We start from the raw sequence: 16,577 nt of genomic DNA on the forward strand, positions 1-16,577 counted from the left end.
ACCTCACGGCCCCCGGCCCCCAGCAGCTCATCGTCGCGGCGGGCGCCGGAGCCCGCACGGCCGCCGCCGTCAACCGCCACCTCCTCGGCCCCCTCTAGCGCCGCGGGTCCCGCCGCCCCGCCGCCGCCCCGCCCCCGCCCCACCACCCCCGTGCCCGCCCGCGGTGGTATCACCTACACCAGCCCTTACACCCCACCCCACCCCATCCCGCCCCACCCCACCCCCTCCGCCCCACCCCCGCCACCCCACCCCCGCCGGTGAGTCGCGTCCAAGTGTCCCTTCCGGGGCGAAATCCGGCCGTTTGACGACACCTGGGCGCGACTCAGCGGCGGTCGGGCGGGTGGGCGAGCGAGCGACGGGGCCGGGTTAGGACTCGGCGCGCACCCGGCGGAGCCAGGCGCGGCGGCCCTCGAGGTAGGGCTCGACGTCGGTGACGCGGTGCAGCGCCACCGCGTCGGGGGAGACGGCGCGCGCCTCGACTGCGAGCGTGCGCCCGCCGACCGTGGTGGCGGCCCACCAGCGATCGCCGCGCTCCCACAGCTCGAACGGATGCTCGAGGCCGTCGAGCGCGAGCGGCACGATCGCGTCGGGGAGGCCCTCGGCGGGCGAGACCACGCGGTAGGGCGATCCGCCGTCCACCCGTTCCGCCCGGCGCCGCAGCCGCTCCACCACCGAGCGGCTGTCGCCCTCCCGCCAGTGCACGTGCACCTCGAAGGCGTCCTCGCCGCGGCCGGTGCCCACGGGAGCGGCCCCGTCGGGGTCCGGCTTCGCCGGAGGCTCCCTCGGCGGCAGCTCGTGCGCGAACGCCAACACGCGGGTGTGCCCCGAGTAGTCCCAGTCGGTCACCATCGCGAACCCCGGCCACTCCACGAGCCCGAAGGCGCCGGCGGGCTCGAACGACGCGCGCAGGCGCTCATCCGTATCGTCCACCCGGCTCCAGAACTCGTCCGGAGTGAGGTGTCGGGGCCCGGCCTGCATGCCTCCAGTCTGGCATCCGGCCCCGCCGCCCCGGGAGTCACGACCCGCCGCGCCGCCCCCTTGCGACAACGGACATGGTCCGGAGGCCGCTAGGCGCGGGGCGGGTCTCCGGCCGTGGCGTAGCGGCGGCCGATCGCGAACCAGACGATGGAGCCGAGGAGAGGCAGGATCAGCACCACCAGCACCCAGATCACCCGCTCGCCGGTCGACGCCCGCGGGGCACGGATGATGCTGATGAGCGCCGCGATGAACAGCACGACGGCGGCGAGCCAGATCAGCAGGAGGACGACGTGCCAGGGCTCGAATGAGGCGAACATGACCCCATCATGCCCCTCTCTGGGGCCATCGGGCGCGGCCCGCGCCCGCTAGGGTCGCACTATGGCACCGGCCGACCTCTTCAACCTGCAGGACACCGTCGAAGGCGCAGGCCTCTGGGGTCTCGCCATCGTGTGCGTCATCATCTTCGCCGAGACGGGCCTGCTCATCGGCTTCTTCCTGCCGGGCGACACGCTCCTCTTCTTCACGGGGCTCCTCACCTACACGGGCGCCATCCCGCTGCCGCTCGCGGTGGTCATCCTCGCCGTCTTCGCGGCCGCCTTCCTCGGCGACCAGCTCGGATTCGTGATCGGCCGCCGGGCCGGCCCCGCCACCTTCGAGCGCCGCGACTCCGGATTCTTCAGCCGCAAGAACGTCGACCGCACCCAGGCCTTCTTCGACCGCTTCGGCGGCTGGGCCGTCACGATCGCCCGCTTCGTGGGCGTCGTGCGCACCTTCGCTCCGGTGGCCGCGGGCGTCGGCCGCATGAAGTACTCGCACTTTGTGGGCTTCAACGCGCTCGGGGCCGCCATCTGGTCGGCGGCGCTGATCGGCGTCGGCTACGCCCTCGGCTCCATCCCCGAGGTCGCCGAGGTCGTGCAGCAGTACATGGAGTGGGTGCTCATCGGCATCGTCGTGCTCACGGTCGGATCGGCGCTCATCGCCTTCCTGAGGCAGCGCGCCAGGGCCCGCCGCGAGAAGACCACCGCGGCCTGAGGCCTCGTTACAGCAGTCGCAGCTTCTTCACGAGGGAGTCCACGGTGGCGCGCGGCCCCACGATGCTGAGCGCGAGGCACTCGAGCTCGGCTCCGGGCGTCGTCGCGAGCTCGCTGAGGTACTCGTCGTAGACGCGCGTGGTCTGGCCGGCGAGCGGCATGTCGGCGAGCCACACACCCGAATCCTCAGCCATCGACTGCACCACCTTGGCCCGGGTGTTCGCGAGCCGTTCGGCCGAGGCGCCGAGCACCGTGCAGCCGGCCCAGGCGAGCCCCGGATGCGTGACCCCGTCGGCGTCGACCGCATCCGGACCCTGCAGGCCGGCCACGACCGATCCGGTCGCCGCCGCCACGCATGCGACGGCGTTGGCGGCGCGGCCGGCCGGGAGGTCGCTGTCGACCACGATCACCCACTTGAGGCGTGAGGCGCGGGTCGACTCGCCCGTGACGATCTCGTCGGGGGAGTAGGCGGGAACGGAGGCTGCTGATGCGGTGTTCGAATTCACACCGCGATGCTACGCAGGGGTTCGACATGCGTACAATCGATCCGTACTTAATCCGGCAGAGAGGGGTGAGCGGAGTGCTCGACGAACTAGATACGGCCATCGTGCGCGAACTGCAGGCGGATGCGCGCCGCACCAACCGCGACGTCGCCGCCGCGGTCGGCGTCTCACCCACCACGGCTCTCGACCGCACGCGTGGCCTCCGCGAACGGGGAGTCATCCGCGGTGCCGCTCTGGATCTCGACCTGGCCGCGATCGGTCGTCCGGTGCAGGCCATGATCGCCGTGCGCATCCGCCCGCCGTCGCGCCGCAACATCGAGGGGTTCCGCAACTGGGTGAGCGCACTGCCCGACACCCTCGGCGTCTTCGTGACGAGTGGAACGGAGGACTTCCTCATCCACGTCGCGGTGCCCGACAACGAGAGTCTCTACGCCTTCGTGATCGACCGCCTCACCGAGCGGCCCGAGGTGGCGGACGTCCGCACCTCGGTGGTCTACGAGCACCTCCGGAACCCGGGCATCCGCCCGATCTGAGGCGCGGCCCGCGGTGCCGGTGCGGGATTCCCGGGTGTCGTTGCGCTTCGGATGCGAGGATGGACGCCGCTGCGACGACGCACGCAGGCGCCACCAGAGGAGCGACCATGACGGATGCCACCCCCACCCCGCCTCCCACGGGTCGTCGCGAGACCCGTGGCCCCGACGCGGCTGTCGTCTTCGACCGTGACTTCGGCGCCACCCCTGCGGAGGTCTGGGCGGCCCTCACGGAGCCGGCTCTGCTCGAGCGCTGGATCGGCACTTGGAGCGGCGATCCGGTCGCGGGCACCGTCGTCTTCCGCATGACGGCCGAGGGGGAGGAGGTGCCGGAGGAGCCCGTCACGATCGCGGAGTGCGCGCCCCGGGAGCGTCTGGCGCTGCAGCTCGGTGTCGGGGACGGGGCCGCCGAGCCGTGGCGCCTCGAGCTGGCCCTCGCTGCGCACGGCACCGGCACCACTCTCACGTTCGCCCAGCTCCTGGCCGACCCTGCCGGCATCGGTGACATCGCACCGGGCTGGGAGTACTACCTCGACCGCCTCGCCGCGGTCCTCAGCGGTGCCGGTGTGGAGGCGGTCCGCTTCGAGCACTACCACCCCGCCCAGAGCGAGCACTACGTCGCGATGTTCGCCTGATCAGGCTTTCTCCTGCCGGCTTCGCCGCCGGTGCCGCCGTTTTGGAATCGGCGCGGCGGATGCGCTAAAGTAAACAGTCGGCTCGGCCAGCGGTTGAGACGGTGGGGTATGGTGTAATTGGCAACACGGCTGATTCTGGTTCAGTTGTTCTTGGTTCGAGTCCAGGTACCCCAGCAAGCGAAGGCCTCCCGCGGGAGGCCTTTTTTGCTGCCCCGATCTCGACGAGCTCCTGGGCCCGTCGCTGTGGCGATGCCGCCGCGCGGCCTGCTCGCTGCTCAGTCCGACGGGTCGAGCTGGAGGATCCCGAAGCCGTCGGGCGGCAGCTCGCAGGTCGCCGCGATCTCGCCGACGACGCGGTTGAAGTCGGTGACGTCGCCGAGCGGCGATTCGGGCAGGGCGCTCCGGGCCTCGGCGATGAGAGGGGCGAGTTCGTCCCCCGCCATTTCCTCGGTGTCCGTGAGGCTCGCTCGGGCCTCGTCCCACGAGGTCTTCGCCTTGAGGGAAGGGTCGAGCCGGTTGATGTCGAGCTTCTCGGTGATCGCCGCGAAGTGCGGGCACGCCCACTCGTCGTCCGGCAGCTCTTCGCTCGCGCATCCCGCGAGCCCGAGGACCACAGCGATGGCCACCGCCATCGTCAGAACCGGCACAGCGATTCGTTTCCCGATGTGCAGCCACCCCATCTAGTGTCGCTGACCCTATCCGACTGGCGGAGCCGTCGAGTCCACGGGGTCGAGCGAGGGCGACTTCTGCGCAGGCGCCTCGTGGTTCTCAGAGAGCGTTCCGTCGACGCCGGGCCACGAGGGCCGCACCGAGGAGCAGGAGGCCCGCCGCCCCTGCCGCACGCCAGCCCACCGGCGAAGTCGCCTGACCCGTGTCGGCGAGCCGGGCCTCGTCGTGCTCGGCACCCCTGTCGTGCTCGTCGCGGCCGTGCTCGCCCCCGCCGTGCTCCCCGCCCCCGTGGTCGGGGCGCGGGGCGGGCTTCTCGTGCAGGATCAGCCCGAGCAGCTCGATGCCGGGCTCCGCGCTGCCGACCCGGTTCTGGTTCCACATCGTGGTGACGCCCACACCCTTGGCCGGCGCGAGGACCGTGTCCGAGGCGAAGCCGGCGGTGCCGCCGTTCTTGAACGCCCACTCCGTGCCCATGTCCGACGCGGAGGCGGAGTGGAGCTGCCAGCCGAGTCCCATGCGGAAATCGGATGCCTGGCACGAGCCGGGCTCGGAGCACACCGTCGTGATCGCGCTGACCGGCTTCAGGGTGTCGGCCATCGTCCGCACACCGGCCGGAGCATCCTGAGGCAGGTAGCCCAGGTGCGCCGCCACGAAGGTGCTCATGTCGGTCGCGGTGGAGACCAGCCCGCCCTCGCCGGCGAGGGCGTTCGTGTCGTCCCAGTAGAAGGTCGGCGCGTTCTCCGACGTGTACGGCGTGGCGATCGCGGGACCCGTGCCGAGCACGGTGGAGGTCATCCCGAGGGCGCCCAGGAACGTGCTCTCGAGCGCAGCCTGATAGGCGGGCGGCTCCTCGACGGGAACGGACGGATCGACGATGTCGGCGAGCACGGTCCCGAGCAGCCCGAAGCCCCAGTTCGAGTAGAGCCAGTCGGTTCCGGGCTTCCACAGCAGCGATCCGGAGGCCAGCGAGTCCCAGAGCATCGTGCGGGTGTAACCCGGGCGCCAGTTGGCGCAGTCCAGGTCGTTCCCGCAGCCGTCCGCGAAGTTGCCGGGCAGGTCGGTCAGGCCCGCCTGGTGCGTGGCCAGGTCACGCAGGGTGATGTGGGTCGTCTCACCGGTCTCCGGATCCGTCCACACCGGCACCGTGACACCGGGCGGCGCGAACTGCTGCACCCGGTCGTCGAGCGACACCGCGCCCGTGGCCACCAGATGCGCCAGCAGGTCGGCCGTGAAGATCTTGGTCTCGGAGGCGATCTCGAACTGCGTCGAGGCGGTCACGGGCTCCGCCGAGTCCAGCGAGGGCGTTCCCACCGAGAACGTCGTGACGACGGGCGTCGTCCCTGTCGGATCTCCCGGATCGGGGGTGACCACCGCGACGGACATCCCCGAGATGCCGTACCGCGCTCGGAACGACTCGACGTGGTTCTGCACCTTCTTCGCCAGCTCGGGCGTCATCGTCACGAGCGCGGACTCCGCGTCGTCACCGGCGGCGACGGCGGCCGGCGGTGCGGACAGGATCACGGCAGCGGCCATGGCGGCGGCAGCTGCAGCGGCGCCCATCGACGAGTACCACCGACGGCGTGACGTTCTTCCGGTCATCGTTCATCCCCACGTGAGCAGACCTCTGCGCCACAGCCGTGACGCACACCCTGCACTCTCGCAGCGGCGGGCCGGACCCACCATCGGCCGACCGGGGGATGCGCGGGCCGACGGAGGATGCCTGAAGCGGGCCTACTCGTGCAGCAGCGTGCGCAGTTCGGTGATGCGGCCCTCGCGCACCGTGATGATGTCGACGCCGCGCGCTGCGGGCGAGCCCACCGGCCCGAAGGTCCAGCCCTGCACACCGGTGTCGGCGCTCACGTAGCCGAGGCCGTCGTCGGCGAAGACGAAGTCGGCGGGGGTGCCGTCGACCAGGCCCGCGGCCTTCGCCTCGAGCGCGTCCCAGCCCGTCACGGTCTCCTCGGGATCGATGAAGGCCACGTCGGGTGCGAACAGCGCCTCGATCGCCGCGCGGCGCGATCCGGCGTCGCGGTTGCCGAAGACGTCGTGCAGGTTCGCGGCGAGCAGCTCGGCGACCGTGGGCATCAGTCCTCCTCGAGGCGGGTCAGCACGAAGACCGGGATCTCGCGGTCGGTCTTGGTCTGGTAGTCGGCGTAGGGCGGGTAGGCGGCGACCGCTCGCTCCCACCAGGCGTCCTTCTCGGCGCCGAAGACCTCGCGCGCGGTGTAGTCGTGCTTCTCGGTGCGGTCCTGGAGCTCGACGTGCGGCTCCTTGACGATGTTGAAGTACCAGACCGGATGCTTCGGCGCACCACCCAGCGACGCCACGACCGCGTACTCCCCGTCGTGCTCGACCCGCATGAGCGGCGTCTTGCGGAGCTTGCCCGACTTGGCGCCGACAGTCGTGAGGATGACGACGGGCATGCCGTTCAGCTCGGTGCCCTTCGTGCCTCCCGACGCCTCGTAGACCTCGAGCTGCTCGCGCGCCCAGTCGCTGGTTCCCGGCTCGTACTCCCCGATCAATGGCATGGTCCGATGCTACGCCGCCGACAGCCGGTGCGGGCGGCGCCGCGGGGGATCGTCAGCGCGCGTCGAGCCGCTCCGCCACGTCGGGCGGGAATCCGCCCGTGGAGATCGGGCTCCAGCGGGTGGGAGTGATCCGGAGCAGCGACTTGTCCTGCAGCGCCATCGCCTCGCGGTACTCCTCCCAGTCGGGGTGCTCGCCGGCGATGCAACGGTAGTAGTCGACGAGCCCGTCGGCCGCCTCCGGCATGTGCAGCACCTCGGCCTCGCCGTCGACCTGGATCCAGGCGTCGTTCCAGTCGTCCGACAGCACGAGCACCGAGGCCGGCGGTCGGCGCTCGGCGTTGCGGGTCTTCGCCCGGCGCGGATAGGTGGAGACGACGATCCGGCCCTCCTGGTCGACGCCGCCGCTCACCGGCGACATCTGGGGCCGGCCGTCGGCCCGCGTCGTCGCCACGATCATCCGGTGCCGTGGTCGCACGAACTCGAGCATCCCGTCGCGGTCGACGGCGGTGTTGGTCGAGATCGTCCTGGCCATGCCTCCACGCTAGGCCTTTTCTCTCTGATCGACACGTGAAGCACCGCCCGGAGCTAGCGTGGAGTCACTCCCCACACCCCCGGGGAGAATTCGACAGTCGATGGAGGATCATCATGGGATTCGTGACCACGGACGACGGCGCAGAGATCTACTACAAGGACTGGGGCAGCACCGACGCCCAGCCCATCGTGTTCCACCACGGCTGGCCCCTGTCGTCGGACGACTGGGACGCCCAGATGCTCTTCTTCCTGGGCCACGGCTACCGCGTGATCGCGCACGACCGCCGTGGGCACGGCCGCTCCTCGCAGATCGGCACCGGTCACGACATGGACCACTACGCGAGCGACACGGATGCCGTGGTGCGCCACCTCGACCTGAAGAACGCCGTGCACATCGGCCACTCGACCGGCGGCGGCCAGGTCGCGCGCTACGTCGCGCAGTACGGCGAGCCGCAGGGCCGCGTGGCGAAGGCCGTGCTCGTCTCGTCGGTCCCGCCGCTCATGGTGCAGACCGACGCCAACCCCGAAGGAACGCCCGTCTCGGTGTTCGACGGCTTCCGCAGCGCCCTCGCCGCGAACCGCGCCGAGTTCTTCCAGGCCGTCGCCTCCGGTCCCTTCTACGGCTTCAACCGCAAGGGCGTCACCCCCTCCCAGCCCGTGATCGCCAACTGGTGGCGGCAGGGCATGACGGGCAGCGCACTGGCGCACTACGAGGGCATCAAGGCCTTCTCCGAGACCGACCAGACCGACGACCTGAAGGCGATCTCGGTGCCGGTCCTCGTGACGCAGGGCGACGACGACCAGGTCGTGCCCTATAAGGACGCCGCGCTGAAGCAGCACGAGCTCCTGCAGAACTCGACGCTGAAGATCTACGAGGGCTACCCGCACGGCATGCTCACGACGCACGCCGACGTGATCAACCCCGACCTGCTCGCCTTCATCCAGCAGTGACCGAAGCCGCCCCACCGACTTGACAGTAAGTGCGCGAAAGAGCGCCGACTTGGCACAAGATGTGCCAAGTCGGCTGCTTTACGCGCAACTACTGTCAAGTCGGAGAGCGGGCGGGGCCGCTCAGCCCAGGTGGTCGGTGAGGAGGCGGAGCGCCTGCTCGACGGTCTGCTCGACCACCGCATCCGGAGCGCCCTCGAAGTGGTGCTCGGCCACCACCTCCGCGTTCGGCGTGTGCACCGCGATGAAGACGGTGCCCGGCTCGCGGCCGTCCTGCGGGTCCGGTCCGCCGGCACCCGTGGTCGCGACCGCGGCATCGGCCTGCAGCAGCTCGGCCACCGAGGCGGCCATCTGCCGGGCGCACTCCGCCGACACGACGGTGTCGGTCGTCACGCCGAGCACGCGCTTCTTCACGTCGGTGCCGTAGGCCACCACGCCCCCGGCGAACCAGTCCGAGGCACCGGACGCGGCGCCGAGCGACGACGCGACTGCACCGGCGGTCAGCGACTCCGCCGTGGCCACCCGCCAGCCGTGCTCGAGCGCGCTCGAGGCGGCCCGCTCCGCGGTCTCGGCCGCGACGGGCTTCATCCCCGCCACCACTCGTCGAACGGGGTCACCGGCACGGCGCGCTTGTGCCGGGTGAGGAGGAAGCGCTGCTCGATCGCCTCGGCGACCTCGTCGTCGACGTCGCGGCCCTCGAGGAAGTCGTCGATGTCGGCGTAGGTGAGCCCGAGGTTCGTCTCGTCGGTCTGCCCCGGATCGTGGTCGAGCAGGTCGGCCGTCGGCGCCTTCTCGTAGAGCCGGGCGGGGGCGCCGAGGTGCGCGAGCAGGGCCTTGCCCTGGCGCTTGGTGAGCCCGGTCAGCGGCGTGATGTCGACCCCGCCGTCGCCGTACTTGGTGAAGAAGCCCGTGACGGCCTCGGCGGCGTGGTCGGTGCCGACCACGAGCAGGTTGCGCTCGCCGGCGATGGCGTACTGCGCCACCATGCGGGTGCGGGCCTTCACATTGCCCTTCGTGAAGTCCGACATCTCGCCGCCGGTGGCCTCGGCGAAGTCGCGCGCGGTGCCGTCGACCCCGTTCTGGATGTTCACGACGACACCCGGCTCGGCGTCGATGAACTGCAGGGCGAGCTGGGCGTCGTCCTCGTCGGCCTGCACCTTGTAGGGCATCCGCACGGTCACGAACTCCGCCGAGACGCCCTCCTCGCGGAGGCGCTCGACCGCGAGGCGGCAGAGCCGTCCTGCGAGCGTGGAGTCCTGGCCGCCGCTGATCGCCAGCACGAGGCCGCGGGTGCCGGTGGCCCGCACGTAGTCGGCGAGGAAGGTCACGCGGCGTTCGACCTCGGCGGCCGGATCGATCTCGGGGCGGACGTCGAGCTCATCGATGATGGTCTTCTGCAGATCGCGCATGCCTACAAGTATCGCCGCCCGACCGCATCCGCCAACCCCGTTCTGGCGCTTACGCTTGTCGAGGATCCCTGCCGACCACTCCGTCAGCTCCCCGAGACAGGACATCGCATGACACTCTCCCGCCGCGAACTCGCGCAGTACATCGACCACACCCTCCTGAAGCCCGAGGCCACCAGGGCCGACGTCGAGGCGCTCATCGCCGAGGCCGACGATCTCGGCACCTACTCGATCTGCGTCTCGCCCTCGATGCTCCCGCTCACCCTCCCCGAGGGATCCGACCTCAAGATCGCCGTCGTCTGCGGGTTCCCGAGCGGCAAGCACCACTCCTCCGTCAAGGCCGCCGAAGCCGCGCTCTCCGTGGAGCAGGGGGCCGACGAGATCGACATGGTCATCGATGCGGGAGCGGCCAAGGAGGGCCGTTTCGACGACGTCGAGGCCGACATCCGCGCCGTGCGGGAAGCCGCTCCGGCTCCCGTCGTGCTCAAGGTCATCATCGAGTCGGCGGCTCTGACCGACGACGAGATCGTCGGCGTCTCGCGTGCCGCCCTGGCCGCCGGCGCCGATTTCGTGAAGACCTCCACGGGCTTCCACCCCGCGGGCGGCGCGAGCGTCGAGGCCGTGGCGCTGATGGCGAAGACCGTCGACGGCAAGCTGGGCGTCAAGGCATCCGGCGGCATCCGCACGCGGGAGGTCGCCGAGGCCATGATCGCAGCGGGCGCCACGAGGCTCGGCGTCTCCGGATCGCGCCAGGTCGTCTTCGGCGACGACGCGGCGGACGCCCCCTCCGGCTACTAGGCGGCGGGGCCCGGCGCGCGATCCTGCCGGAGCCGCGCGAGGTTCGGCAGCGGGCTCCACGCCCCGAGCTGCGGGTAGTCGACCGTCACGCCGGCGACGCCGCGCTCGCCGAGAGCGAGCGCCCAGTCGATCGCCGCGGGCAGCGGGATCTGGAACAGCGGGACGGGTTCTCCGGCCTGCACGAGGCCGTTCGCGATCGCCGCGGCCCGCGCCCGTTCGGCGCTGCTGTAGAGGCACAGCATCTGGCCCGCCTCGGCCGCGAGGGCGTAGGGGCGGGGCTGCTCGGCCGTGCCGCGGTTGATGAAGACCCACTGCTCGAGGCTCGCGACCGCCTGCCAGAGGCGGATCTGCGCGTCGATGTCGCCCGGCGCGGCCTGGCACGCGGCGTCGAGCCGGTCGAGCTCGGCGAGCACCTCGGGGGAGGGGCCTGACGGCTGAGCGGGGTCGGCGGGCTGGTCGGTCATGCTGGCTCCCTCTCGGTCTGACGACTCGCCACGCTACCGCAGGCCCGCGGACGACGCCCGTCGAGCGCCCGTGGACCGTCATCGGCTCCGGTACCGGCTCGGTCGTCAGGGCCGCCGGTCGTCGAGCAGCACCCGCAGCACCTCGCGCAGCGGGCCCGCGAGCTCCTCCGCGGTCGCCGAGGCCACGGGCTCCACGGCTGCTGAGGTGCGGAGCATGACCACGCCGAGCATGGTGGCGATCGCGAGCTGGGCCTTGAGGAGCACGGGCTCGGTGGTGGGGTCGTCGGGGCTCCAGCCCGAGGCGCCCGCGAGCTTGCGGGTGAAGTGCTCGAGGGTGCGGCGCCGGATGCGATCGGCGTTCTCGTCGCCGGATGAGCGCAGCAGCAGGAGCAGCTGAAGGGGATCGTCGCCGTTCGGCGCGTTGAGGGCGTGGGCGATGAGCCGTTCGATCACCTCGGCGGGCGTCGTGGCGGGCACCGTCGATCGTGTCGCGAGCTCGTCCGAGGTGCGGAGCATGCACGCCTCGAAGAGGCCGTCCTTCGACACGAAGTAGCGGTTGATCAGAGCGACGTTGACCCCCACGTCGGCCGCGATCTGGCGCACGGTGGTGGCCCGGTAGCCCTCGGTGGCGAAGCGGCGGCGGGCGGCGCGCACGAGTGCCCGCTTGGTCGCTTCGGCGTCGCGGCCGGAGCGGACGATCTCGTCATCGGCGTCGGTCATGTCTGTCTCCCGCCTCCCACCCTATCGTTCGACCACTGCATGTAAACCGATGTTGACAAGACCGCCGCGTCGGAGAATACTCGTCAAGTCAGCATCCGCTTACATACCGAGGAGTCCGATGTCCGTCGCCACCCAGAGCCCCTCCACGGGCTCCGTCCCTGCGCAGAGCGCCACCGGATCGCCGCGCGGCCGCAGCACCGCGATCATCCTGTTCCTCTCGCTCGGCGGCCTCTCGTTCGCCGTGCTGCAGTCGCTCGTGGCGCCCGCCCTCGGCACGATCGGGGGAGACCTCGGTGTGGCCACGACCGATGCGAGCTGGGTGCTCACCGCCTACCTGCTCTCGGCGTCGGTGCTCACGCCCATCCTGGGCCGGCTCGGCGACATGGTGGGCAAGCGCCGCGTGATCATCGTGGTGCTCGCGTTGCTCCTCGTGGGCACGGTGCTCGCGGCCCTCGCGCCGAACCTCGGCGTGCTCATCGTGGCGCGCATCCTGCAGGGTGCCGCCGGTGCCGTGATGCCGCTCTCGATCGGCATCGTGCGCGATGAACTGCCCCGGGAGCGCGTGAGCGTGACGATCGGTCTGCTCTCGGCCATCTTCGGCATCGGAGCGGGCATCGGCATCGTGGCCGCCGGCCCGATCGTCGAGGCCCTGTCGTGGCACTGGCTCTTCTGGCTGCCCGCCGTGCTCGTGGCGATCGCCCTGCTCGGCGCGATCTTCGGCATCCCCGAGTCGCCCGTGCGGACGCCCGGCCGACTCGACCTGGTCGGCACCGCCATCCTCTCCGTCGGGCTGGTCGCCCTGCTGCTCGCCGTGAGCGAGGGGCAGAAGTGGGGCTGGGGCGATGGCAAGACCATCGGCCTGATCGCTCTCGGCGCTGTGGCGCTCGTGGTGTTCGTGCTCGTCGAGCTGCGCGTGAAGGAGCCGCTCATCGACGTGCGGCTCTTCGCGCACCGCGGCGTGTGGACCGCCCACGTCGTCGCCCTCGCCTTCGGCTTCGCGATGTTCGGCACCTTCATCCTCGTGCCCACCCTTCTGCAGCTGCCGACGGTGCTCGGCTACGGGTTCGGGATGTCGGTGACCGGGGCCGGTCTCCTGCTCCTGCCCACGGTCGTGGCGATGGTGGTGTCGGGGGTGGTCGCGGGTGCGCTGATCCGCCGGATCGGGCCGAAGATCCCCATGGTCGTCGGCGGCGTCGCGGTGACCGCGGCGTTCCTCATCCCGGCCCTCGGGCACGGCGAGGTCTGGCAGATCGTCCTCTCCGGGGTGCTCACGGGCATCGGCATCGGCATGGCCCTCGCCGCCACCTCGAACGCGATCGTCGAGAGCGTGCCCGCCGCGCAGACGAGCGAGGCGATCAGCGCCAACACCGTCATCCGCACCGTCGGCAGCAGCGTGGGCACGGCCGTCATCGCGGCGCTGCTCGCGTCGAACGTCTCGGCGCAGGGCGCGCCCCTCGACGAGGGGTTCACCGTGGGGTTCTGGGTGTCGGCCGGCGTGGGAGTGCTCGCCGTGCTGGCCGCGCTCTTCGCGCCGTCGCTGCGGGCGCGGCGCCGCGAGGCCCGGGCCGCGGGCGTGGAGGACTTCGAGGAGCTCGGGAAGCCCGGGGCCGCCTGAGCCTGCGGCGGCCTCATCCTTCGGCTGATCCTGCTGCGGCTGATCCTGCGGCGCCCGATCCGGCGCGGGGATCCGGTCAGGCCGTGGCGGTCTGCGAATCGGCGCCGAGCGTCTCGGCGAAGGCCGCCACGCGCGCCCTCGCGGCCGCGTCGAGCCCCCGCAATGGCAGCGGCAGCGACGGGCCCGTCACGAGCCCGAGGTGCTCGGCCAGAGCGGCGGTGACCCGCAGGCTGCCGTGCTCCCGGAAGAGCTGCCAGAGCGGCTCGAGGCGAGCGGATGCGGCGGCGGCCGTCTCGCGGCCGGCAGCATCACCGGCAGCGTCGTCGGCGAGGGCGCCGCGCGTGATCGCGAGGGCGGGCTCGGGCAAGAGGCCGCCGATGACCGAGTACCACGCGTCGCATCCGGCGCCCAGGCCCGTGGCCGCGGCGGAGTCGCCCGACACCCCGATCGTGACGTGCTCGGGAAGGAGCGCCCGGATGCGCTGCACGTGGGCGGCCGCCTCAGCCGGGTCGGCGGGCACGGGCGGGATCTTGATCGACGCCACGTTCGGGAGCGCCGCGATCCGGGCGTAGAGGTCGTCGGTGAAGGTGAAGCGGGTGGTTCCGGGGTTGTCGTAGACCACGAGCGGCACCGAGAGGCCGGCGGTCACATCGGTGTACAGCCCGAGCACGTCGTCGTCGGTGAGCGCCTGGTACGAGACCGGCGCGAGCAGCACCGCCGCGGCGCCCGCCTCCTGGGCGTCGTCGGCGAGGCGCTGCACCTGCGAGGTGCGGAGGGCTCCGATGCCCACCATCACCGGCGTCGCCCCCGCGCTCGCCACGGCCGCGCGCGCCACCAGGCGGCGCTCGTCGCGGTCGAGGTAGAGGTAGGAGCCCGTCGACCCGAGCGCGGTGATGGAGTCGACCCCGGCAGCATCGAGCCGCCCCACGAGCCCCTCGAACGCCTTCAGGTCAACGGTGTCGTCGCGCAGAGGCGTGAGCGGAAAAGCACTGAGTCCGGTGAACATCCCACGATTCTCGCGCATCGATCCGGCAGTTCGTCCCGCTCAGCCCGCCCCGGAAGGGGACGAACTGCCGGGTGGGCCCGCGCTAGAGCTTGACGGAGGTCGCGGCGGGGTCGTGCACGCGCACGGGGGCGATCCAGGATCCCTCGTGCTCGACCCAGTCGGCGGGGGAGTCGTAGGCGAGGCCCCAGCGGTTGAGGAGGCGCGTGGCGAGCTTCAGCACGGCGGTCGGGAACTCGCCCGAGACGTGCAGGGGAGACTTCGCGAGCACGTCGCCGGTGTAGCGGCGCACCGTGAGCACCCAGCGGCCGGCGATCTGCTCCACGAGGGCCTCGTCGGCCACCGCGGGGTCGAAGAGCACGATCGGCTGCGTGGCCGACTGCGGGGCGGCCGGGGTCGTCGAGACCGCGTGCTGTCGTCGTCCGTTCATGCCCGCCCCCACTCGATGCCGCTGACTAGTTAGTCAGTCTAGACACTTATCGGCCCGGAGTGCACGGAGAACTCCGTGCCGAGTCGCGACGCGCGGCGTGTCGGCTCAGAAGTCGTCGATGTGCAGGTGGTTGCAGGTGTCGGGGAAGTCGATGAAATTGGTGAATCCGGGCTCGTTGCCAGCGGCGTAGCGGCACTGCGACTGACCCACCCGCGATCCGTTCGGCATCATCGGATCGAGCACCGCGATGAGGTTCAGCGAGGCATCGTTGGCGCCCGTGGTCGGCACCCCGCCCACCGAGGTGAAGTCGACGGCGTGACCGCCGCCCTGGCGGTAGTGGGCGCTCGCCGTGCCCGCGCCCTCGATCTGGCCCGTGCAGCGACGGCTGATGTCGCTCACACCCGCACTGCCGAACGCCCGCACAGCCGCCACCATGGCCTGCAGGATCACGACGTCGATGCCGCAGTTCTCCACGCTCTGGCCCTGCGCGATCCACGCGATCTCGAAGATGTGGTCGGGGCTCGAGCCGTGGAACTGGCCGTTCGCGACATAGCCCATGAGCTCCTCGGCGAGGGCCTGGGCGTCGGCCGACACCGGGCCCACCACCGCGCCGCCCTGGTGTGCGGCAGCGGCGGCAGCTGCTGCAGCGGCCGCCGCGGCCGCAGCAGCCGCCGCGACGCCCTCCTGGTACTGCTGCTCGGTGGTGGCGACACTGCTCGTGAGGCTCGCGAGCTGGGCCTGCAGTTCGGCCTCGTGCGCCGACTGCTCCTGCAGCGCGGCCACCATGGCCTGCTGCGCGGCGGCCGCCTCCTCGAGCGCCGCCTGGGCCGCCTCGGCGAGGGTCGTGAGCTCCGCCGTGGCCGTCTCGGCCTGCTCGCTGAGCGCGGCGGAGGTGTTGCTGTCCTGCTCGGCCCTGTCGTAGATGCCGTCGACCGCCTGCGTGAGCTGACCGGCGGAGCTGAGCTGGCCGAGCAGGTCGTCGACCTGGCTGCCGCTGGAGGTGAGCAGCAGCGTCGTGAGGTCGCGACCCCCCGAGCGCACGAACTGCGCCGCCACCACCGCGGCCCGCTGCTTCGACTCCGCGGCCCGCGTGGCGGCGTCGGCGGCACTCGACTGCAGCGCATCCGCCCTCGCCTGGCCCGCGGCCAGCGCGCGATCGGCCACGGCGCTCTCGTCGCTCCGCTGCACCATGAGCTGCCGGGCCGCCTCGGCGCGGGTCTGCAGGTCGGCGATGACCGCCGTGATCTCGTCGACCTCGGCCTGCTTCGCGCCCTCGCTCGAGCGGGCGGCGAGCACGTCGTCCCAGCTCGGGTAGTCGGCGGCGCGCGCGGGGGCCGCGGGGGCGCCCAGCACGGCGGTGGCGGCGAGGGCGATCGTGACGAGGGCGGTGAGAGCGGATCGGGACGGCACAGCACATCTAAACCCCTCGGCCGGGCCGGGGCGTGCATCCGCGGTCGGCAATTCGCGGATCGTTCACAGTGAGCAACGACCGGGGCGTGTGGGTGAGATGGGTGGCGGTAGGGTCGGCGGCATGCGCGATGGAGAAGACAGCCCCGGGCGGTTCGGACGATCGGCGACGGTGGAGGTGGATCCTCGGCGGGTCGGGACGGTCGACGTCACGTACCGGCCTCGATCGGATGCGCAGGCCGACCCCGGGGAGGTCGTGTGGACCTGGGTGCCCTACGAGGAGAACGACGGGCGCGGGAAGGATCGGCCTGTGCTGATCGTGGCTCGGAGCGGACGGGGGCTGCTGGGGGTGGCGTTGACCTCGAAGCCTCATGAGCGGGG

21 protein-coding genes, 1 tRNA gene and 1 pseudogene are annotated in these 16,577 nt (G+C 71.7%); 8 read left to right on the top strand and 15 right to left on the bottom strand.

All coding sequences use genetic code 11. The features are described 5' to 3' along the window. Positions 1–366: 366 nt before the first annotated feature. Positions 367–978, bottom strand: a complete 612-nt coding sequence (locus Q0D57_RS16040) for a hypothetical protein (RefSeq protein WP_291045902.1) — start codon at positions 976–978, stop codon at positions 367–369. Positions 979–1,067: 89 nt separating this feature from the next. Continuing rightward, entirely contained in the window at positions 1,068–1,295 is a 228-nt protein-coding gene (locus Q0D57_RS16045) for a PLDc N-terminal domain-containing protein (RefSeq protein ID WP_291045904.1), read from the bottom strand. Positions 1,296–1,356: 61 nt separating this feature from the next. Here Q0D57_RS16045 and Q0D57_RS16050 point away from each other — a divergent pair, with 61 nt between their 5' ends. Further along, positions 1,357–2,010, top strand: a complete 654-nt coding sequence (locus tag Q0D57_RS16050; RefSeq protein ID WP_291045905.1) for a VTT domain-containing protein — start codon at positions 1,357–1,359, stop codon at positions 2,008–2,010. 7 nt (positions 2,011–2,017) lie between these two features. On the opposite strand, the gene Q0D57_RS16055 is transcribed toward Q0D57_RS16050, so the two are convergent. Further along, on the bottom strand, positions 2,018–2,515 hold the full coding sequence (locus tag Q0D57_RS16055; protein WP_291045906.1) for a DUF2000 domain-containing protein: 498 nt from the start codon (positions 2,513–2,515) through the stop codon (positions 2,018–2,020). A 26-nt stretch (positions 2,516–2,541) separates the two neighbouring features. On the opposite strand from Q0D57_RS16055, the gene Q0D57_RS16060 reads away from it, so the two are divergent. The 3 genes from Q0D57_RS16060 to Q0D57_RS16070 all read left to right on the top strand — a co-directional run bounded on the left by Q0D57_RS16060 (position 2,542) and on the right by Q0D57_RS16070 (position 3,851). Beyond that, on the top strand, positions 2,542–3,045 hold the full coding sequence (locus Q0D57_RS16060; RefSeq protein ID WP_291045907.1) for an Lrp/AsnC family transcriptional regulator: 504 nt from the start codon (positions 2,542–2,544) through the stop codon (positions 3,043–3,045). Positions 3,046–3,152: 107 nt separating this feature from the next. Beyond that, a complete protein-coding gene (locus Q0D57_RS16065; protein WP_291045908.1) occupies positions 3,153–3,677 on the top strand; it encodes an SRPBCC domain-containing protein in 525 nt (174 codons plus the stop codon). A gap of 102 nt (positions 3,678–3,779) precedes the next feature. Further along, positions 3,780–3,851, top strand: a tRNA-Gln gene (locus Q0D57_RS16070). A 101-nt stretch (positions 3,852–3,952) separates the two neighbouring features. On the opposite strand, the gene Q0D57_RS16075 is transcribed toward Q0D57_RS16070, so the two are convergent. The 5 genes from Q0D57_RS16075 to Q0D57_RS16095 all read right to left on the bottom strand — a co-directional run bounded on the left by Q0D57_RS16075 (position 3,953) and on the right by Q0D57_RS16095 (position 7,406). Beyond that, positions 3,953–4,324: a hypothetical protein gene (locus tag Q0D57_RS16075; RefSeq protein ID WP_291045909.1), complete on the bottom strand. Its 372-nt coding sequence runs from the start codon at positions 4,322–4,324 to the stop codon at positions 3,953–3,955. A 121-nt stretch (positions 4,325–4,445) separates the two neighbouring features. Beyond that, positions 4,446–5,945, bottom strand: coding sequence for a serine hydrolase domain-containing protein (locus tag Q0D57_RS16080; RefSeq protein ID WP_291045911.1), 1,500 nt, complete (start codon positions 5,943–5,945; stop codon positions 4,446–4,448). Positions 5,946–6,077: 132 nt separating this feature from the next. Then, a complete protein-coding gene (locus Q0D57_RS16085; protein ID WP_291045912.1) occupies positions 6,078–6,431 on the bottom strand; it encodes a nuclear transport factor 2 family protein in 354 nt (117 codons plus the stop codon). Beyond that, positions 6,431–6,874 carry a nitroreductase family deazaflavin-dependent oxidoreductase gene (locus Q0D57_RS16090; RefSeq protein WP_291045913.1) on the bottom strand — a complete coding sequence of 148 codons (444 nt, stop codon included), beginning with the start codon at positions 6,872–6,874 and terminating at the stop codon, positions 6,431–6,433. Before Q0D57_RS16090 ends, Q0D57_RS16085 begins: the two co-directional genes overlap by 1 nt. 52 nt (positions 6,875–6,926) lie before the next feature. After that, the gene (locus tag Q0D57_RS16095; RefSeq protein WP_291045914.1) at positions 6,927–7,406 is read right to left on the bottom strand and encodes a PPOX class F420-dependent oxidoreductase; all 480 of its coding nucleotides are present in this window, start codon (positions 7,404–7,406) and stop codon (positions 6,927–6,929) included. 113 nt (positions 7,407–7,519) lie between these two features. Between Q0D57_RS16095 and Q0D57_RS16100 the strand changes: the two genes are divergently transcribed. Beyond that, positions 7,520–8,356, top strand: coding sequence for an alpha/beta hydrolase (locus tag Q0D57_RS16100; RefSeq protein ID WP_291045915.1), 837 nt, complete (start codon positions 7,520–7,522; stop codon positions 8,354–8,356). Between the two features lie 120 nt (positions 8,357–8,476). On the opposite strand, the gene Q0D57_RS16105 is transcribed toward Q0D57_RS16100, so the two are convergent. Further along, positions 8,477–8,941: a CinA family protein gene (locus tag Q0D57_RS16105; RefSeq protein ID WP_291045916.1), complete on the bottom strand. Its 465-nt coding sequence runs from the start codon at positions 8,939–8,941 to the stop codon at positions 8,477–8,479. After that, a complete protein-coding gene (gene nadE / locus Q0D57_RS16110; RefSeq protein ID WP_291045918.1) occupies positions 8,938–9,762 on the bottom strand; it encodes an ammonia-dependent NAD(+) synthetase in 825 nt (274 codons plus the stop codon). The genes Q0D57_RS16105 and nadE overlap by 4 nt, the downstream gene beginning before the upstream one ends. A gap of 108 nt (positions 9,763–9,870) precedes the next feature. On the opposite strand from nadE, the gene deoC reads away from it, so the two are divergent. Continuing rightward, complete coding sequence (deoC, locus tag Q0D57_RS16115) at positions 9,871–10,557, top strand: deoxyribose-phosphate aldolase (RefSeq protein ID WP_291045920.1); 687 nt, start codon at positions 9,871–9,873, stop codon at positions 10,555–10,557. Here the strand turns inward: deoC and Q0D57_RS16120 are convergent. After that, positions 10,554–11,021 (bottom strand): hypothetical protein, encoded by a 468-nt coding sequence (locus Q0D57_RS16120; protein ID WP_291045923.1) that lies wholly within the window; start codon positions 11,019–11,021, stop codon positions 10,554–10,556. The two genes, deoC and Q0D57_RS16120, sit on opposite strands and share 4 nt — an antisense overlap. A 105-nt stretch (positions 11,022–11,126) precedes the next feature. After that, entirely contained in the window at positions 11,127–11,741 is a 615-nt protein-coding gene (locus tag Q0D57_RS16125; protein WP_291045924.1) for a TetR/AcrR family transcriptional regulator, read from the bottom strand. A 118-nt stretch (positions 11,742–11,859) separates the two neighbouring features. Here Q0D57_RS16125 and Q0D57_RS16130 point away from each other — a divergent pair, with 118 nt between their 5' ends. Next, positions 11,860–13,356, top strand: a complete 1,497-nt coding sequence (locus Q0D57_RS16130) for an MFS transporter (RefSeq protein WP_291045926.1) — start codon at positions 11,860–11,862, stop codon at positions 13,354–13,356. A 76-nt stretch (positions 13,357–13,432) separates the two neighbouring features. Here the strand turns inward: Q0D57_RS16130 and Q0D57_RS16135 are convergent, their stop codons facing one another. The 3 genes from Q0D57_RS16135 to Q0D57_RS16145 all read right to left on the bottom strand — a co-directional run bounded on the left by Q0D57_RS16135 (position 13,433) and on the right by Q0D57_RS16145 (position 16,199). Continuing rightward, the gene (locus tag Q0D57_RS16135) at positions 13,433–14,362 is read right to left on the bottom strand and encodes a dihydrodipicolinate synthase family protein (protein WP_291045928.1); all 930 of its coding nucleotides are present in this window, start codon (positions 14,360–14,362) and stop codon (positions 13,433–13,435) included. Positions 14,363–14,444: 82 nt separating this feature from the next. After that, positions 14,445–14,789, bottom strand: a complete 345-nt coding sequence (locus Q0D57_RS16140) for a hypothetical protein (protein ID WP_291045930.1) — start codon at positions 14,787–14,789, stop codon at positions 14,445–14,447. A 105-nt stretch (positions 14,790–14,894) separates the two neighbouring features. Continuing rightward, positions 14,895–16,199 (bottom strand): hypothetical protein, encoded by a 1,305-nt coding sequence (locus Q0D57_RS16145; RefSeq protein ID WP_291045932.1) that lies wholly within the window; start codon positions 16,197–16,199, stop codon positions 14,895–14,897. Between the two features lie 121 nt (positions 16,200–16,320). Between Q0D57_RS16145 and Q0D57_RS16150 the strand changes: the two are divergent. Continuing rightward, a pseudogene (locus Q0D57_RS16150) lies at positions 16,321–16,577 on the top strand (hypothetical protein); the annotation flags it as partial.

The organism is Herbiconiux sp. (assembly GCF_023264895.1).
Lineage (GTDB): Bacteria > Actinomycetota > Actinomycetes > Actinomycetales > Microbacteriaceae > Herbiconiux.